The sequence below is a fragment of the Reyranella sp. genome (assembly GCF_965249915.1).
In the GTDB taxonomy this organism is placed as follows: Bacteria; Pseudomonadota; Alphaproteobacteria; order Reyranellales; family Reyranellaceae; genus Reyranella.
The window spans coordinates 3,019,583-3,036,494 of sequence record NZ_OZ252257.1 but is presented as its reverse complement, the minus strand read 5'-3'; the positions used below and the strand labels follow the sequence as shown (position 1 = coordinate 3,036,494).

Sequence of the window (16,912 nt, the reverse complement as noted above, 5' to 3'; positions counted from 1 at the left end):
GATGCACGATCCCAATGATGCGCGGCAGGTCCGCCAGGCCGAACAGCTCGAGCGGATCGCGCAGGACCGCGTCGCCGATGATCTCCGCGCGGTGATGGGCAGCGAACAGGGCCGCCGCTTCGTGCACGGGCTTTTAGGCCTCTGCGACCTCCGCAGCGACGGCTACGTGCCGGGTGGCCCCGAGGCCCAGCGCCACCAGGACTACATGGCCGGCCGCCGCAGCATCGGCATCGAGCTTTTGAGCGAGCTCGAACGGCATGCGCCGGACCTGACCGAGCAGATGAGCAGCGAGGCTCGCCTCAACGAGATCGAAACCGAATTCGCCGCCATGGCCGCAGAGGAGCAGAACGATGGGTGACGTACTCGACACCACGATGACACAAGTGCAAGGGGCCACCGAGCAAGGCGTCAGCACCGAGTGGCTCGATGCCGCTCGCGTCGAAGTGGGGCGTACGCAAGCCGCGCCGGCGAGCGAGGCGACCGCCGATGCGAAGCCTGGCGCCGAAGCAAACGGCGGTGCGGATGCGGGCGCCGAGGTCTCTGTCGACTATTCTGGCCTCACGCTGCCGGAGGGCTATCGCACCGACGATCCTGTGTTCGCCGAAGCGGTAAAACTGTTCGACAGCGAGAAGATCGCGCCGGAAACGGCGCAGAAGCTGATCGACTACACCGTCAACCGCGACAAGGAGATCGCGCGGGCCGTCAACGAGCACTCCGTGGCCTCGTGGAGCAAACAGACGGCCGACTGGCGCGCGACGTCCGAGAAGGAGTTCTCGCCCGAGGCGCTCGGCAACGCGCGCACCGCGCTCGCGCAGGTCTTCGACCGTCAGACGATCAACTACCTCGAAAGCCTGGGCTTCACCAACCATCCTGGGCTCATCCGCGGGATGGTGAAGGTGGCCAATACCATCAAGGACGACGCTTTCGTGGCCGGCAATGCCGGCCGCGGCAGCGGCGCGCTGGACCCCAAGTCCCTCTACCCCAACTCGCAGCACAACTAGGAACCCCGCTCCATGGCAACGCTTTCCGTGACCAATCCGACCCTGGCCGACTGGTCCAAGGTCATCGATCCCAATGGCAGCATCGCGCAGGTGATCGGCCTGCTGTCGCAGATGAACGAGATCACCGACGACATGGTGTGGAACGAGGGCAATCTGCCGACCGGCCACCGCACCAGCGTGCAGACCTCGCTGCCGACCGGCACCTGGCGCCGCTTCAACGAGGGCATCGTGCCGACCAAGAGCACGAGCACGCAGATCACCGACTCCTGCGGCATGCTTGAGACCTATTCGGAGATCGACAAGGCCCTGGCCGACCTCAACGGCAACACGGCGGCCTATCGCCTTTCCGAGGACCGCGCCTTCCTCGAGGGGCTGACACAGCAGCTCGCCGGTGTGCTGTTCTACGGCAATACCGCGACCAATCCCGAGCGCTTCATGGGGTTCGCGCCGCGTTACAACACGACCTCCACGGCGACGTCGCAGACCGCCAACAACTTCATCTCGGGCGGTGGCGTCGGCTCCGACAACACCTCGATCTGGCTGGTCGGCTGGGGCGATCTCACCGTGCACGGCATCTTCCCCAAGGGCAGCAAGGCCGGCCTGTCGATGAAGGACCTGGGCGAGCAGACGCTGCTCGACGCCGCAGGCAACCGCTACCAGGGCTATCGCACACACTACAAGTGGGATGCGGGCCTGACGGTGCGCGATTGGCGCTACGTCGTGCGCATCGGCAACATCGACGTGTCGGACCTCGCGGGCTCCACGCCGGCCGATCTCGTCAAGCTGATGATGCGCGCGATGAACAAGATCCCGAACATCAGGATGTGCCGGCCCGCCTGGTACATGAACCGCACCGTGAAGCAGTGGCTGGATATCCAGCGCAACCTCGGCGCCGCGGTCTCCAACACGACCAACAACACCAACATCCGCCGCACGCTCGAGGAGAGCGACGGCCGCCTCTTCGACAGTTTCGGCGGCATCCCGATTCGCAAGTGCGACCAGATCACGCTGGCCGAAGCGACCGTGTCGTAGGCGGCAGGGCAGGAAAGGACGGAGACATCATGATGTACGACAAGCTCAACACCTTCGGCACTGACCAGGCGGTCACCACGACCGCCGCGTCGGCCGACATCGTCGATCTCGGCGCGGCCCGCGACATGGGCAATGGCGAGCCGCTGGAGCTGGTGATCCTGGTCACGCAGAGCGTGACGGCCGCTGGCGCCGCGACGGTCACCTTCACTCTGGAGACCGACGACAATGCGGGCTTCTCCTCGCCCGTCGTGCTCGCGAATTCGGGCGCGATCGGCAAGGCCGCACTCGGGGCGGGCACCGAGGTGCTGCGCGTGAAGGTGCCGCTCGATGCCGAACGGTACCTGCGCACCAACTACACGGTGGCCACCGGCCCGCTGACCGCGGGCACGTTCACCGCGTTCCTCGCCCACGACCGTCAGGCCAGCCGGGCCTACGCGTCCGGTTTCACCGTCTGAGCGGAGGCAGAGACATGGCCAGGCAAGAGAAGAACGAGAAGTCCGCCGAATACGTCGTCGTCGACAATCCCTTCTACGATGGCGTCCAGCTCCACCCGATCGGTGCGCGAATCCTGTGGTCCGGTCCGCCGGGGCTCTCGCTCATCCCGGTCGATGCACCGCGCCGCCGCAGCGCCGGCGACACGCCGATCTTTGGCGATCCGCTGGCCGGTCGCGGCGACGGCGCGCCGGTGAAGGCCGCCAGACCCGGCGACCAGGTCGTCCTCGTTCAGTGATCGGCATGCAGTGATCGTCGAACCGTAGTCGCAGATGGGGGCCGGTCTTCGGGCCGGCCCCGCCACCGCGAGGAGAAGATTCCATGGCTCAAGACATCGCCTACCAGTCCGCCGCCCGGCGCAACGGTATTCCCGTTTCGGAGACAAATCCGCTCCCGGTCGTGCTGACCAACCTCACGGGGACGGCACTGGTCAAATCGATCGTCACCCTGTCAGGCGCCTCTGCCGAGCTGGTCCCGGCCGATCCCACGCGACGGATTGTCATCGTGAGCAGCAGCAGAACCAATGCCGATGCGGCGATCGATCCGACCGGCGGCGTCTGCGCCCTCGATGCCGGCATTCCCCTGTCGGGCGGCGACACGGTGCAGATCACCGGAAAGGAGGCGCAGAGCGCCATGACCCAAGTCGGCACCAGCGGTCAGAAGCTCACCGTCTACGTCGGGGGCTGAACATGCCGATCAGTCATTTGAACAGGATGCGCGGTAGCGCGGACCGCGCCTTCGATGCCGACGTTCTGTCGTGGCGCGATGCCGTCGTTGCCAACGGCAGCTCGGTCTCGCTCGCGCGCCTGATCGTCGTCGATCAGTTCGTCTTCAGCGAGAAGGAGGCGGGCAATTGGGCGCTGACTGACGACTATCTCGGGCTGTGGGCCGAGAACGCCGCCCAGGCCCTGACGTCGCTCAAGCAGCGCCGGCTGGCCACCGCCCTCAACTCGCCGGTCTTCACGGCCGACCGGCATTACATGTTTGACGGCTCCACCAGCTACATCGACACCGGCTTCGTCCCGTCGACGCACGCCCTGTCGATGAGCACCGATTCGGTGCATGCGGAGATCTATGAGCGTTCGAATCTCTCCGGCAGCACCACGTCGATGGGCACGAACTCCGGCAGCGGCAGGCAAATTCGGGTTCTCGCGCGTAACGGTAGCGGTGCCACGGGCTATGCAAACTGCAACCCGGCCAGCTTCACCCTCCCGTCGAACACCAGCCTCGGCCTGACGCAGATCGGACGCAGCAGCAGCGCGCCGACTGATGCCTATGGCGCCAAGAATGGACTCGCCATGATCAGGACCGTCGATCCATCGGCCATCAGTCCGTCCCTGCCGGCGCACAGTTTCTACATCGGTGGCTTCAACAACCAGGGAGCCTTCGCGAACGGACGTGCCTGCACCGTGGGATTCGCGGCGTGGGGTGCGGCTCTCTCCGGTGGACAGTGCCTGGCACGCTACAACGCCGTCCAGGCGTGGGCCACTTCCGTAGGAGCTCAGGTCTGATGACAATGTTCATCCTCCTGACGGGCGAGCAAGCCGATCATGTGCGGGGCCCGTCGGCGATCACGCCTTCGGCCGCACTCGCTCCCGTCGAGCGTCAGGGCGAGCTGTTCGTCCTCGGCATCGAAGTTTTAGCGGATCCTGCACACATGGCGCATTGGGACTATCTCGCGCTGCTGCCGCAGCTCGACGGCAATGACCCCTCGCTTCCCGAAGCGCTGTCGGCAGTCGACGCATGAGCAACACCGACCTCCCCGAAGGCAACGGCGCCAACGGCAGGAGCGGCCTCGGCATCCAGGCCTATCGCTGGCTGGTCGGCGGCGGCATGGCGCTGCTCGTCCTGCTCTCGCAGCGCACGCTCGCCACCCTGGACGACACAGTGGCCGCCGTTCGCAGCCTGCAGGCCCAGGTCGCCACCATGCAGGGCATCACCGAGAGCCGTTTCAATGCCCATGGCCAGCGGCTCGACACGATGGACCGCAGGAACGACTCGCAGGATGTGAAGATAGACGGCCTGTGGCAGCGCCCGTGGTCAGCTGCTCCGACGACGAGGACGCCATGAGCCATCTCGCCAACACGCTGCTGGTCACATCGGAAGCCGGCCTTGCGCTGATCAAGGTCTCGGAGGGGCTGGAGACCGTAGCATACCCCGATCCGGGCAACCGGGAGACGGGCGAGCCCTGGACTATTGGCTACGGCCATACGTGCGGCGTGCGTCGCGGGGACAGGTGCGACGAAGAGCAGGCCACCGCCTGGCTGCGCGAGGACCTCGGCGCAGCAGAGCGTGCGGTGCGTCACCTGGTCGAGGTGCCGCTGTCGCAAGGGCAGTTCGATGCGCTGGCGAGCTTCGTCTTCAATGTTGGCCCGTCGGCTTTCGGAAATTCGACGCTGTTGCGTCTGCTCAATGCCGGCGATGCGGCAGGTGCGGCCGAACAGTTCAAGCGCTGGAACCGGGGCGCCGACGGCCCTCTGCCGGGCCTCGTCGTCCGCCGAGCGGCCGAGCGCACTCTCTTTCTCTCGCAGGAGTCTGCCTGATGCCGTTCCTTCCCTTGCTGCTTGGCCTCGCGCCGACCGTCGCCTCCTGGATCATGGGCGACAAGACCGGTGCCGCCGTCTCGAAGGTCGCCGGCATCGCCCAGGAGATCCTGGGCGCTTCGGACGCCGCCGGCATCGAGCGGGCGATCGCGGCCGATCCCAACCTGGCGCTGCAGTTCAGGATGGCCGTTATCCAGGCGGAGGCCGATGCCCGTCGGCAGGAGTTCGACACGCTGCAGGCGGGGCTGGCGGACGTGGTGAGCGCCCGGAGCCAGACCGTCGAACTCGCTAAGGCCGGTTCGGCGATCGCCTGGGGTGCCGTTGCCGTCAGCCTGCTCGTCACGGCGGCGTTCATGGCGGCACTCTGGTTCGTCGTCCGCCAGGAGATCCCTGCCGCGTCGCGCGAGATCGCCTACATCCTGCTGGGCACGCTGGGCGCCAAGTTCGGCGACATCGTCGCCTACTGGGTCGGCTCGAGCTCCGGCTCGGCGCAGAAGTCCGCAGCGCTGGAGAAGGCCGTCGTTGTCGGGGGAGGGCGCTAGATGCCGGCCGACACAGACATCGGCAACATGGCGCTCAGCCGTCTCGGCACGCGCGCCACGATCGCCGACCTCACCGAGAACAGCACCGAGGCGCGACAGATCAATCTCTGGTACGCCACCGTGCGCGACGAACTCCAGTCTCTGGTCGACTGGAACTTCAACCGCGTCACCCAGGCGCTCGCCGCCTCGGGGACCCCGCCGGCGCGCTGGTCCGCCAGCTACGCCTATCCTTCCGATTGCCTGCGGATGCGGCGGCTCGATCTCGGCGCTTCGACCTGGCAGGCGGGCGAGCCCGCGAGCGGCTTCGAGATTGCCTCGAACGGCAGCAACACCTTCCTCTACTGCAACGAGGACCGCGTCACGGCGGTGTTCGCGCAGCGGGTCGTCGATCCGGCCCGCTTCACGCCGGGCTTCATCCTGGCCTTCGTCGACTGTCTCGCGGCCTCGATCGCGCTCGCGATCACCCAAAAGGCCGATCTTGCCGAGCGTCTTGCGCGACAGGCCCGGGAACGGATCGAGCGCGCCCTGGCCGATGGCGCCAACGAGGGCATGATGCCGAAGGATGCTACGCACGTGGCGCAAAGCCTCAGGATACGCGGCTTCGATGGGAGCGCACCATGACACTGCCCATCCTGATGCCGAGCTTCGCCGCCGGCGAGCTGGCGCCGGCGCTGCAGGGCCGCGTCGACCTCGCCAAGTACCAGGTCGGCCTCGCGACCTGTCTCAACTGGTTCGTTCATCCGTTCGGCGGCGTCAGCACCCGCGCCGGCACGGCGTTCGTGGGCGAGACCTGTGACGCGGCCGTACGCAGCCGGCTGATCCCGTTCAGCTTCAATACGCAGCAGACTTATGTGCTGGAATTCGCCGACCGGAAGATGCGTGTCGTGAAGGAGGGCGGCTACGTGCTCGAGGCCGCCATGTCGATCACCGGAATCACGCGCGCCGGTCCTGGCATCGTGACGACGGCCTCGCCGCACGGTCTGTCGAGCGGCGATGCGGTGTGGCTCGACCTCGTTCAGGGGATGGAGGAGGTCAACCGCCGCCGCTTTACGGTGACGGTGCTGGGTGGCTCATCCTTCGCCCTCGGAATCGACACGTCGGGCTACGCCGACTGGACCGGCGGCGGAACGGCAGCCCGCGTCTACACGATCGTAACGCCCTATCCCGAAGCGGACCTGGCGCTGCTGAAGTACGTGCAGAGTGCAGACATGATGACGTTGACGCACCCGTCCCATGCGCCGCGCAACCTCACCCGCACCGGCCATGCGTCGTGGACCCTCACCACGATCACCTATGCGCCGACGCAGCAGGCGCCGACTGCGCTCGCCTCCAGCTCTGCGGGCTCGGGCTTCGACTACGTCGTCACGGCGGTAGCCGAGGAGACCGGCGAGGAATCTGTCGCATCGGCCCCGGTGAGCGCCACGACGCAGACCTCGACCATCACCTGGGCGAACGCCGCCGGCGCGAACTCCTACAACGTCTACAAGGGCAAGAACGGCGTCTATGGCTTCATCGGCCGGGCGGGGGACGGCACGACAGGATTTGAGGATACGACGGTGGCGCCCGACACGTCCGATACGCCGCCGGAGGACAAGAACCCGTTCGACGTCGCCGACAAGTATCCCGGCTGCTCGACCTATCACGAGGGGCGGCAGTGGTATGCCCGCACCAACCAGAAGCCGCAGACGCTCTACAGCTCGGCCTCGGCCGCGTTCAACAACATGAACACCAGCTCGCCGTCTAAGGACAGCGACGCCATCACCCGCACGATTGCCAGTCGCGAGGTGAACGAGATCCGCTTCCTGCTCAGCCTCAACGTGCTGCTGGTCTGGACCTCGGGAGCGGTATGGAAGGCGTGGGCGGGCCAGCAGGCCGATGTCATGACGCCGGCGAATTGCGCGGTGAAGCCGCAAAGCTACGAGGGCATCGCCGAAATCCCGCCGATCGCTACCGAGAGTGCGGCGCTCTATGTCACCGCATCCGCCAAGAAGGTGCGCGACGTCGCCTACGATTTCGGCTCGGACAGCTGGGCCGGCCGCAACGTGTCGATCCTTGCGGGCCACCTGTTCGAGACGTACGGCATCGAGGAATGGGCCTATGCCCGCGATCCGCACGGCATCGTTTGGTGCGTCCGAGCCGATGGCGTGCTGCTGGCCTTCACGTACCTCAAGGAACATGACGTCTATGCCTGGTCACGCCACGTCACGGAAGGCCGGGTCGAGAGCGTCGCGGCGGTGCAAGAAGCGGACGAAACGGTGCTGTACCTGTCGGTGAAGCGCACGGTCGGCGGGCAAACGAAGCGCGTCGTCGAGCGCATGGCCAGCCGCGGCTTTGCAGACGTTCAGGCGGCCTGGTGCGTGGATTGCGGCATTCGATACGACGGGTGGAACAGGAATGCGGTTCGCACTCTGGCCATCGCGGGGGCGCGCTACGAGGCAGGCGACGGCGTGACTCTCACGGCCTCGGGCCATGCTCCGTTCGACGCCGCGTCGGTCGGCGCCAGCTACATCCTGCGCGATGGCCAGAACCAGGTGACCGTGACGGTCGTGTCGTACATCGATGCGACGCATGTTGGCGCCACCCTCGACATCACGCCGCATGCCAGCCTGCAGGATCGTGAGACTGCGGAGTGGGCGCTGGCGTCGCGCGCGCTGGGCGGGCTATGGCACCTTGAGGGATGTGAACTCGCAGTGCTGGCCGATGGATCGGTCCAGCCCCGTGCGACCGTGAGCGATGGCACGATCGTCCTGCCTCGGGCGTCGGGTTCGATCCTCGCGGGCCTCCCTTATGTGTGTGACCTCGAGACGCTGAACCTCGAAGCCGGGCCGCCCACGCTGCAGGGCCGGCAGAAGGTGGTGAACGAGGTGGTGCTGCGGGTAAAGGACACGCGCGGTCTCAGCGCCGGGCCCACGGCGGATCGCCTCGTGGACGTGAAGGAACGCACCAGCGAGCAGCCGGGCTTTCCCACCATGCTGACGACCGGCGACGAGCGCGTGCTGATCGATCCGTCGTGGAATGCCGCCGGTCGCGTCTTCGTGCGCCAGGCCCACCCGCTGCCCGCGACGGTGCTCGCCATCATCCCCCGCCTCGAAACCGGAGCCTGAGCCATGGCCCTCACGAATACCGACCGCAAGGTGACCCATGCCGGCAACGGCAGCGCCACGGTCTTTCCCTACGGCTTCCCGATCCTGAACGACGCACATCTCTCGGTGATCATCACCGACGGTGCGGGCGTCGAGACGACGCTGTCGCCATCGCTCTATGCCGCCGCGGGAATTGGCAGCCAGGGCGGCGGTTCCGTCACCTATCCGCTGGCCGGGGCCGCTCTCGCCACTGGGACCCGGCTCACGATCGTGCGCACGGTGCCCTATACGCAGACGACGGTGCTCTCCAACCAGGGCGGCTATTACCCCGAGGTGGTCGAGCGTCGCCTCGACGAGATTTACATGGCGATGCAGCAGCTTGCCGAGATCGTCGGCCGCATGGCGGTGAGCAGCATCAGCGATCCCGCCACGGAGCAAAGCAACTACGCGCTGATCCAGTCGCTGCAGACTTTCCGCGGCAGCATCGACAAGCTTACCACGACAGGCGATCTCCTGACCCGCGACGGCATCGGCTACAAGCGCCTGCCGCGCGGCACGGCGGGCCAGTTCCTGGGCATCAGCGGCGCCGATGCGGCGTGGCAGACTCCGCCCTATCCGGCCTTCTCGGGCCGCCGCCAGACGGTGAGCGCGGGTCCCGTGAGTGCGGCCGGCCTGCCCACCTTCCTGCCTGCCACGACCACGGGTACGCTCACCCTGCAAAGTTCCAACGTCTCGCCGACCTATCCGCTGGTGGCGACGGCCGCGGCCGGCTGGTCGAATGCCTCGGGCGCCCCGGTCGATGTGATCGGTGTCACGACCGGCCCGCTCACCTGGACGGGCCTGGTTGCCAATCGCGCGGCCGCGACGCCGAACTTCCTCTATGTGACCATTGCCGGTCTGGTCCTGACGACCGGCAGCACGCTCCTGCCGCCGATCTATCAGTTCGGCGGCACGCCCGCTGTCACGAGCGGTCAGTTCACCTTCAACATCGCCGAAATGCGCGGCTATCTCGGGAATGGTACGAGCGCCCCGCAGGTGAATCTCGTCATGGTGGGGGAGGCGGCGACCGGCACTTCCGCCGTCGTCTCGACAGTCGCTTATGCGTACAACGGTTTTTACGATTCGGGTTGGACCGCGACGCTCAGTAATTCGGGCCTTACGGCAAGCTGCAATGTCGGGGCGGAACCATCGCTCTACGTCACCAAGTACGCAATTTACTGTACGACCGCGGACCTTGGCTATTCGGTCGGGGACGTCCTGATCAACAATGTCTTTGCCGGGGGTACCAACTCCTCCCCGATCGTACCTTACGCGACGCGCAACACTGTTGGCATTCCCGTGGTCGTGAATCAGGCGGCGATCGTCAAGACGTCGGGCAATATGACGACCCAGGCTACTCTCTCAAGCTGGAAGTACAAGCTTATTGCGGAGCGTGGCTGGTGATCATCTTGTTACCCGCCCGCGAGGTCGATGCGCGCGAACTGGCGCCGGTGCTGCGCGAGGAGGACCGGGCGGAAGTACTGGCCCTGCTCGGGCCGGTCCATCCGGTCGAAGGACCGTGCGCCAGCCTTCTCCAAAGTCTCGCCTCCGCGCGTGAAGCCTGGACGGCGCGCGATGCCGGGGGGCGAATCATCTGCATGGCGGGTGTATCGCGGATGAGCCTGATCGGCATGACCGGGGTGCCGTGGCTTCTCGGCTCAGACCTCGTGACCGCGTACCGACGGGCGTTCCTGGTCGAAAGCCGCCGTATGGTCGCCCGCTGGCTCACCTTGTTCGAAGTGCTGCGAAACGTCGTCGATGCGCGGTACGCGACGGCACTCCACTGGATGCGCTGGCTCGGCTTCGAGATCGGCCCGCCATTCGCACTGGCGCACGGCTTGTTCCGCCGCGTGTCCAAGGAGGCGGCATGAACGTGCAGATGAGCACTGTCGCCGAGTTGGAGCGCGATCCTGGCCTCGCGGTCCTGCTGGCAGAGTATGCCGCCGAGTCGTCGATCGCGGGCATGCCGCCGCCGGCGGCCAGGATGGAGAGCTACCGCGAACTCGAGGTTCGCGGGTTGCTGAAGGTGCTCAGCGCCACTTGCGACAAACGCCTCATCGGCTTCCTCACCTTGCTGGCGCCGGTGCTGCCGCACTATGGCGTGGCAGTGGCCGTCAGCGAGAGCTTCTTTGTCGCCCGTGCCCATCGCGGGACCGGCGCCGGGTTGAAGCTCCTGCGGGCGGCAGAGGTGCTGGCACGCCGCCTGGGCTCTCCCGGTCTCCTGGTCAGTGCGCCGTTCGGGGGCGATCTCTTCAAGGTGCTGCCGCGCGTCGGCTATGTCGAGACCAACCGCGTCTTCTTCAAGAAGGTGAGCGATGACTGACCTTGCACCGCCCCGCATCCACATAGCGTCCATGAGCGCGGCTGCGATCGACAGAGTGCGGCAACTCGAGAGCTTTGCTTTGGCATTGCCGCAGGTCGCCATCGGAACGGACCACGTCTTTCATGCCGGCGTCTACGCGCGCACGATAAAGGTGCCGGCGGGCGTCATGATCACCGGCGTGCTGATCAAGATTCCGACGCTGCTGATCGTGCAGGGCGACGCCATCGTACACGTCGAGGGTGGCCCCCGCGAACTGCACGGATACAACGTCGTGCCGGCCGGTGCGGGCCGGAAGCAGGCCTTCGTGGCACTGACCGATACCCACCTCACGATGATCTTCGCGACCGATGCGGTCGACGTGGACACTGCCGAGCGGGCCTTCACGGACGAACTCGACAAACTCATGACACGCAGGGAGACAGCAACATGTCAGGCATGAGCACGGCCGCCCTCATCTCGTTCGGCCTATCGGCCGCCGGCACGGCGGTTGGCTTCGCGGGTCAACTCCAGCAGCAGCAGGCTCAGCAGAAGACGGCGGCGGCGGCCGCCGCCCAGGCCGTCTATCAGGCGCAGGTCGCGCGCCAGAATCAGGAGGTGATGAACCGGCGGGCGGACGACGCCCTTCAGCAAGGACGGATCGCCGAGGAGACCAGCCGCCGGCTTACCAGTCAGCGGATCGGAGCCCAGACGGCCCGCTTGGCCGCGCAGGGAACCGACCTCGAGGGCAGCCCCACCGACATACTGGGCGACACGGCCGGTGCGGGTGAGGCTGACGCCCTCGCCGTGCGCGCCAAGGCTGCGCGCGAAGCCTATGACTACCAGGTGGCCGGAGTCGGCTACGGCAACACAGGAATCCTCGAAACCGCCCGCGCGCTCAACGCGGTCAACAGCCCGACCTATCTAGGCGCAGGTGCGTCCCTTCTGTCGGGCGCATCGACGCTTGCGGACAAGTGGCGGAACTTCCAACTCAACCAAGGTGGACGGGTATAGTGGATGCACGCTGCCTCTACCAAATACGGCAATGATCCGGTTTTGTCGCGTCCCCGTCCTATTGACCTCTCTTATCCAGGTAGGCGTCCCTGAGCGGGCTCATGCAACCGGACGTTGACTTTTTTTCGCCGCCACGACGACACGTGCGGGATGCCGACAGTTTCCCGCCCGCCATGGACGTCTCCCAGCTACCGACCAGACATCGATGGTTTGCGCGCGATATCAGTCATCGTCGTGCTCTTTTTCATGCCTTTTCCAAGTCATATTCGACCGATGTTCAATCAGATCTCGTCAATGCGACGCGGCAATTGACCACCTGACTTCGTTTATCGACATAACTCTGTTAGCGGCCAAAACTCGCGGCAATGCTTACTGCGATTTTCGATCAAACTCCATGAGGAGGCGGTTGACGTATTGATCGCGCGGCGTGCCGCGGAGATGGGTGGGTACAAAGCGAATACCCAAGGGACCTCTTTCAAGGTCGGCTGAATTGGTGTTTGGACCGAGGCCGTAGCGGGCCCATACCACGAGTCGGTCCGTGCGGGTTGGGACGATGCCGCGATGCAGAGCGAGTGTGTTCACCAGGAACATCGATCCGGCAGGACCGGTTAGTTGCACCGCGGCATTCTTGAAGTGTTGCTCGCAGGCGAGCGAAAAATCCTCACCCATATCGTCCACGAAGCTACGCTCAAGGTCCATTTTCGAGCGCCAGAACGGAATACCCTTGATCAGCTTCTTCATGCCTTCGAGAGAGTGCGATTCGGGCACGACCTCGTGCGGTCCCCCATCGACAGCAACGTCCGTGAGGTAAATGAAGAGTGTGACGAACCGCCAGTCGTCCGTGTCGCGGTGAAAATACTGTACGTTCGTCATTTCCGGCCGGGGAGCGACGAACGACCACCAAGCGTTGACTGAATATAGAGTCGGCACGCATCCGAGATAGGCTTCGATCAATTGGAGGAGGCGCGGGTCGTTCATGGTGTCGATCAAGCCAGGGGCCCGAATGACCGATTCGGCCGAATAGGCGGCCAGTGGGAAGTCCTGCCGAGCCGCAGCCAGAGATTTCGCCCGTCCGTCGAACGACAACGCATTGGCGCCCTTGTGAACAGGCTGATCGTCGAAATACCGGCGCAACTCGTCGACATTGGAGAGGGTGATTGGGACCTGGACGTGCGAACGGTCCCGCAAATTGGCTGCAAGGCCGTCGAAGTGGCCGGAGGGCGATTCTTCTCGAAGGTGGTCCTCGATCCCCTGACGATCGCGCACGATCTTCTCGGCGAACTGGTCCCATTGATGCTTTGGCAGGCTGCGCCTGATCACCGTGAGGGCCCGCGCGGTGAGGTCGGTGTACACGGTCATGCGAATGTCTCAGTTGAAGAAGGTGCTCGCTGGGCCGCCGCCAAGCTCGCTTGAGTAAGGGATGGTGCGCACATTGGCTGGAATGGCCTGGATCTGTTCCGGATCGAAAACATAGTTGTGGCGGACGAGGCGATCGCAACCTGAAATGTGGAGATAGCAGTTGATCGACCAGAACACGCGCATTTCGAAGACCGGATAGTACATCTTGTCTATGCTATTGTCTCCGATCCCCAGTTTCCCGAACAGATCGCGACGGACGAAGATGGCATTCCAAGTCGTGGCGGCGGCCAGTTCGTAGCCCAGCGCCGTGGCGAGTTCGATCAGGGCGCTCAGGGAGGCGCCGTCGTTCTTCGCTGCACTGTCTTCCTGGACGAAAAGCACATCGTTGGGTATCGTCGGATTGAAATCGATCATGACGACGCGCGGGCGATATCCTCTCAGGTTCGCCCACAAGTGGTAGTCATTGCCCTCGACATCGATGCAGAGGAAATCAATCTCGGTCGGCGCGGAAGCGCTCGCAAGCAGGTTGCCGAGGCTATTGGAGCCCGTCGAGGCCACCTTTGCATTCACCGTTCTGACTCGTTCCGACCCCCGATAGGTATTCTCGAGCTTACGATAGGCGGCGGCATCGCTCTCGATCATCAACCCGGACCAGCCTCGATCACGTATGAGTGCAAAGGTATTGGAGAAGCGGACACCGTCGTTTGCTCCGACTTCGACGCAGTAGCTGCTGGCTGCGCCCAGCGTTTCGAACAGATGTGCGAGAATGCCGTCTTCGCCGCATTCGGAAGACACGTTGTTCTGGAAGTCCAGCAACTGATTGGATGGAATCCTAGCACGGTCCAGACGGCCGGCATTCTCTTCCAGAAAGCTGTTCCTGTAAGTCAGTCGGGGTTGGAATACGCGGAGGCCTTCCGGCAAGACCTGAATGTCTGCGTCCGATACGTGGATGCGCTTGATCTCCCCGTTTCGGTCGCGTTGATGGCGCCAGATCAATTCCCGATTGCCGGCCAGGAAGAGGGTGCCGTCGTAGCTCTGAAACAGTCGAGTGTTCGCGAATGACCGAAACATTCCCCGAGGGGAATTGTCGCGGATCTCGAAGAGGGATGCGTACTCGTGGAGGACGAAAAGCGCGTTTCCACCAACGACGGCTATGAGATCGTAGCCTTTTTGCTTGCCGAGTTCGCAGACGGCTGAAAGGGAAGCCGACGAAGGTCCCGGCGCGACCGGATCCTTTACGTAGTAGATCTCCGGCGGGCAAAACTCGCTGAACTCGATCATCACGACCTTGGGGCGGTACCCCTGCAGTGACTTCCAGATGTGCCAGTCGTTGCTGTCGATATCGATGACGAGGAAATCGAAATCCCTGGGTAGGGGAGTCCGTGCAAGCAGTGCGTCAAGGGATTTTGGACCCTCTATTTCGATGAATTCATTGATGCAGTGGACGTCCGGCAAGGCGGAGGAGTTCTCGACGAGCTTTGCGAAAGCCGTTTCGTTGGCTTCAATATAGACGGCCTTCCAACCGCGATTGTGCACGAGGTCCCATGTATTGGCGTTGAACTTGCCGTCCCAGGCACCGAATTCCACGCACCAGCCAGCGGCTATCTCCAGCCGGTCAAGTATGTGGGCAATCACGCCATCTTCGCCGACCTGCGACGTGATGGACTTGGCGTGGCGGATCAGGGGATTGTTCCGCTCGATCCGCTCCCGTTCGGCTGTCTCGTCCGGGTGAATGACTTCCAGGCGCCGCTTGCCGGTGCGAAAGCGTGCCAAGTCCGGCCGAAAGAGACGATCCACCCACCGCAAGACATTATCAATCACGCCAACGTTCTCCCCTGGATGGCAGCAGCCTCAAGCTCGCCGTCGCACGTGACGAGCCCCATTGCGTGAGCCAAAGACCTAGCGGGCATGCCACTTTTGGCATCTTTCGTACAGGGCCGGATACGAGGGGAGGGCAAGAGCTTGAGGCCCACCTGTATTGAGCCCGCGCCAGTCGCTTCTTCGCAACGTCATGCGTCTTTCGACGTTGCTGGCGCACCAAATCCTCTGGTGCGGAGATCGCGATGGGCCTGCTCGACGTTTTGACCGGAATGCGCAACGGCCCGCGAGGCGGCAGCGGGGGCGGTGGCGGCATGTCGCCCGTCACGATGGCCCTGCTCGGACTGCTCGCCTACAAAGCCGTCAAAGGCTTCGCACCCTCTGCAATTCCGCCCGGAGCGACGCCGGTCAAGCCTGGCGGGGCCGCCCCGGAGGGTGGTGGAGGTCTGGCCGACATTCTCGACCGGCTGGGGATGGGGAACAGCCCGCTCGCCCGCGGGTTGGGGGCGAGCGGCCTGGGCGGCATCCTGAGCGGCGGCCTGGGAGATCTGCTCAAGCAGTTCCAGGGCGCCGGCAAGGGTGACGTGGCCAACTCCTGGGTGAGTACCGGCCAGAACAGGCAGGTCGCCGCGGAGGAGTTGAGCGAGGTCCTCTCGGAGGACCAGATCGCCTTCCTGATCGAGAAGACGGGATTGTCGCGCGAGGAGCTGTTGAAAGGCCTGGCCGACGAGCTGCCCCGGGCGGTCAACGAGCTGACGCCAAGCGGCCGCCTGCCGTCCCCCGGCGACTTCGACAAAGCGATCTGAGGGCCCGATGCTTTGGATCGTCGTCATCGGCTTCGTGGCCGGGATCATCGCGCGTCTGCTTTCTTCGGCGCCGAACAAGCCGGCAGGCTTCCTCCTCACGACCCTGCTGGGCATCGCCGGCGCTTTCGTCGCCACCTTCATCGGCCAGACGGTCGGCTGGTACCGGGCCGACCAGGGCGCGGGCTTCATTGCGGCCACCGTGGGCGCGCTGGTCGTGCTGTTCATCTGGAACCGCTTCGCGGCCCGCCGGGCCTAGTCGCGGCTGATTCCTCAGCGGGAGTGCCCCATGGACATCGACTGGGCGGCAATCTTCGCGCTGCACACTTCCGTGCCCGAGCTCGTGCTGCGCGCGACGATCATGTACCTGATGATCCTGGTCATGCTGCGTCTGGTGCTGCGCCGGCAGGTCGGTGGGATCGGGACGGCCGACATTCTGGTCATCGTGCTGATCTCCGAGGTGTCGGGCAATGGCATCTCGCCCAGCGAGCAGTCAGTGGTTGAGGGCGGTATCCTGGTCGCGACGATCCTGTTCTGGAGCTTCGTGACCGAATGGCTGCAGTACCGATTTCCCGCCTTCGAACGGCTGGTCCGCGACCCCAAACTCAAGCTGATCGAGAACGGTCGCCTCCTGCGAAGGAACATGCGCAAGGAGTTCGTGACGCTGGACGAACTCATGGCCCAGCTGCGCGAGAACGGGCTCGAGGACTGCAGCGACGTCAAGGCCGCCTATATGGAAGCGAATGGCGCTATCAGCATCATAAAGGCGAAGGATTAGCCAAGCGGCGGTGCGTCCGCCATTGTACCGGGGCGAGCGCCCTTAGGAGCGCTGGCATCGACAGCTCTCGCGATGAGTGCGCGTCGCCTCTGCGGCCTCCTTCCAGATG

Annotated in this window: 23 protein-coding genes; 21 read left to right on the top strand and 2 right to left on the bottom strand. The window is 64.7% G+C overall.

Going from position 1 to position 16,912, the window contains the following annotated elements:
* Position 1 precedes the first annotated feature (1 nt).
* From ACP15H_RS15010 to ACP15H_RS14925, 18 genes are all read left to right on the top strand, one after another.
* Positions 2-358, top strand: coding sequence for a hypothetical protein (locus tag ACP15H_RS15010; RefSeq protein WP_425066985.1), 357 nt, complete (start codon positions 2-4; stop codon positions 356-358).
* Positions 351-1,001: a hypothetical protein gene (locus tag ACP15H_RS15005; RefSeq protein ID WP_425066984.1), complete on the top strand. Its 651-nt coding sequence runs from the start codon at positions 351-353 to the stop codon at positions 999-1,001. The genes ACP15H_RS15010 and ACP15H_RS15005 overlap by 8 nt, the downstream gene beginning before the upstream one ends.
* A gap of 12 nt (positions 1,002-1,013) precedes the next feature.
* Positions 1,014-2,033: a major capsid protein gene (locus ACP15H_RS15000; protein ID WP_425066983.1), complete on the top strand. Its 1,020-nt coding sequence runs from the start codon at positions 1,014-1,016 to the stop codon at positions 2,031-2,033.
* Between the two features lie 29 nt (positions 2,034-2,062).
* Positions 2,063-2,488, top strand: a complete 426-nt coding sequence (locus ACP15H_RS14995; protein ID WP_425066982.1) for a Bbp16 family capsid cement protein — start codon at positions 2,063-2,065, stop codon at positions 2,486-2,488.
* A 14-nt stretch (positions 2,489-2,502) separates the two neighbouring features.
* Positions 2,503-2,763 carry a hypothetical protein gene (locus ACP15H_RS14990; RefSeq protein ID WP_425066981.1) on the top strand — a complete coding sequence of 87 codons (261 nt, stop codon included), beginning with the start codon at positions 2,503-2,505 and terminating at the stop codon, positions 2,761-2,763.
* A gap of 83 nt (positions 2,764-2,846) precedes the next feature.
* Positions 2,847-3,212, top strand: coding sequence for a hypothetical protein (locus tag ACP15H_RS14985; RefSeq protein WP_425066980.1), 366 nt, complete (start codon positions 2,847-2,849; stop codon positions 3,210-3,212).
* Between the two features lie 26 nt (positions 3,213-3,238).
* The gene (locus tag ACP15H_RS14980) at positions 3,239-4,036 is read left to right on the top strand and encodes a hypothetical protein (protein WP_425066979.1); all 798 of its coding nucleotides are present in this window, start codon (positions 3,239-3,241) and stop codon (positions 4,034-4,036) included.
* Positions 4,036-4,272 (top strand): hypothetical protein, encoded by a 237-nt coding sequence (locus ACP15H_RS14975; protein WP_425066978.1) that lies wholly within the window; start codon positions 4,036-4,038, stop codon positions 4,270-4,272. The genes ACP15H_RS14980 and ACP15H_RS14975 overlap by 1 nt, the downstream gene beginning before the upstream one ends.
* Positions 4,269-4,595: a hypothetical protein gene (locus ACP15H_RS14970; RefSeq protein ID WP_425066977.1), complete on the top strand. Its 327-nt coding sequence runs from the start codon at positions 4,269-4,271 to the stop codon at positions 4,593-4,595. The genes ACP15H_RS14975 and ACP15H_RS14970 overlap by 4 nt, the downstream gene beginning before the upstream one ends.
* Positions 4,592-5,068, top strand: coding sequence for a lysozyme (locus tag ACP15H_RS14965; RefSeq protein ID WP_425066976.1), 477 nt, complete (start codon positions 4,592-4,594; stop codon positions 5,066-5,068). Before ACP15H_RS14970 ends, ACP15H_RS14965 begins: the two co-directional genes overlap by 4 nt.
* Positions 5,068-5,610, top strand: coding sequence for a hypothetical protein (locus ACP15H_RS14960; RefSeq protein ID WP_425066975.1), 543 nt, complete (start codon positions 5,068-5,070; stop codon positions 5,608-5,610). Before ACP15H_RS14965 ends, ACP15H_RS14960 begins: the two co-directional genes overlap by 1 nt.
* Positions 5,611-6,231, top strand: a complete 621-nt coding sequence (locus tag ACP15H_RS14955; RefSeq protein ID WP_425066974.1) for a hypothetical protein — start codon at positions 5,611-5,613, stop codon at positions 6,229-6,231.
* A complete protein-coding gene (locus ACP15H_RS14950) occupies positions 6,228-8,714 on the top strand; it encodes a ubiquitin-activating E1 FCCH domain-containing protein (protein ID WP_425066973.1) in 2,487 nt (828 codons plus the stop codon). Before ACP15H_RS14955 ends, ACP15H_RS14950 begins: the two co-directional genes overlap by 4 nt.
* A 3-nt stretch (positions 8,715-8,717) precedes the next feature.
* Positions 8,718-10,136 (top strand): hypothetical protein, encoded by a 1,419-nt coding sequence (locus ACP15H_RS14945; RefSeq protein WP_425066972.1) that lies wholly within the window; start codon positions 8,718-8,720, stop codon positions 10,134-10,136.
* Entirely contained in the window at positions 10,133-10,603 is a 471-nt protein-coding gene (locus tag ACP15H_RS14940; RefSeq protein WP_425066971.1) for a hypothetical protein, read from the top strand. Before ACP15H_RS14945 ends, ACP15H_RS14940 begins: the two co-directional genes overlap by 4 nt.
* On the top strand, positions 10,600-11,055 hold the full coding sequence (locus tag ACP15H_RS14935) for a GNAT family N-acetyltransferase (protein ID WP_425066970.1): 456 nt from the start codon (positions 10,600-10,602) through the stop codon (positions 11,053-11,055). Before ACP15H_RS14940 ends, ACP15H_RS14935 begins: the two co-directional genes overlap by 4 nt.
* A 31-nt stretch (positions 11,056-11,086) precedes the next feature.
* The gene (locus tag ACP15H_RS14930) at positions 11,087-11,494 is read left to right on the top strand and encodes a hypothetical protein (RefSeq protein WP_425066969.1); all 408 of its coding nucleotides are present in this window, start codon (positions 11,087-11,089) and stop codon (positions 11,492-11,494) included.
* Positions 11,491-12,045, top strand: a complete 555-nt coding sequence (locus ACP15H_RS14925; RefSeq protein ID WP_425066968.1) for a virion core protein, T7 gp14 family — start codon at positions 11,491-11,493, stop codon at positions 12,043-12,045. Before ACP15H_RS14930 ends, ACP15H_RS14925 begins: the two co-directional genes overlap by 4 nt.
* Before the next feature lie 369 nt (positions 12,046-12,414).
* Here the strand turns inward: ACP15H_RS14925 and ACP15H_RS14920 are convergent, their stop codons facing one another.
* A complete protein-coding gene (locus ACP15H_RS14920) occupies positions 12,415-13,404 on the bottom strand; it encodes a hypothetical protein (protein WP_425066967.1) in 990 nt (329 codons plus the stop codon).
* A gap of 9 nt (positions 13,405-13,413) precedes the next feature.
* Positions 13,414-15,225 (bottom strand): hypothetical protein, encoded by a 1,812-nt coding sequence (locus ACP15H_RS14915; RefSeq protein WP_425066966.1) that lies wholly within the window; start codon positions 15,223-15,225, stop codon positions 13,414-13,416.
* Between the two features lie 242 nt (positions 15,226-15,467).
* On the opposite strand from ACP15H_RS14915, the gene ACP15H_RS14910 reads away from it, so the two are divergent.
* From ACP15H_RS14910 to ACP15H_RS14900, 3 genes are read left to right on the top strand one after another with little or no spacing between them, the layout of a single operon-like run.
* Complete coding sequence (locus ACP15H_RS14910; RefSeq protein ID WP_425066965.1) at positions 15,468-16,028, top strand: YidB family protein; 561 nt, start codon at positions 15,468-15,470, stop codon at positions 16,026-16,028.
* 7 nt (positions 16,029-16,035) lie between these two features.
* Positions 16,036-16,284 (top strand): GlsB/YeaQ/YmgE family stress response membrane protein, encoded by a 249-nt coding sequence (locus ACP15H_RS14905; RefSeq protein ID WP_425066964.1) that lies wholly within the window; start codon positions 16,036-16,038, stop codon positions 16,282-16,284.
* A 30-nt stretch (positions 16,285-16,314) separates the two neighbouring features.
* Entirely contained in the window at positions 16,315-16,803 is a 489-nt protein-coding gene (locus tag ACP15H_RS14900) for a DUF421 domain-containing protein (RefSeq protein WP_425066963.1), read from the top strand.
* Positions 16,804-16,912: the final 109 nt, after the last annotated feature.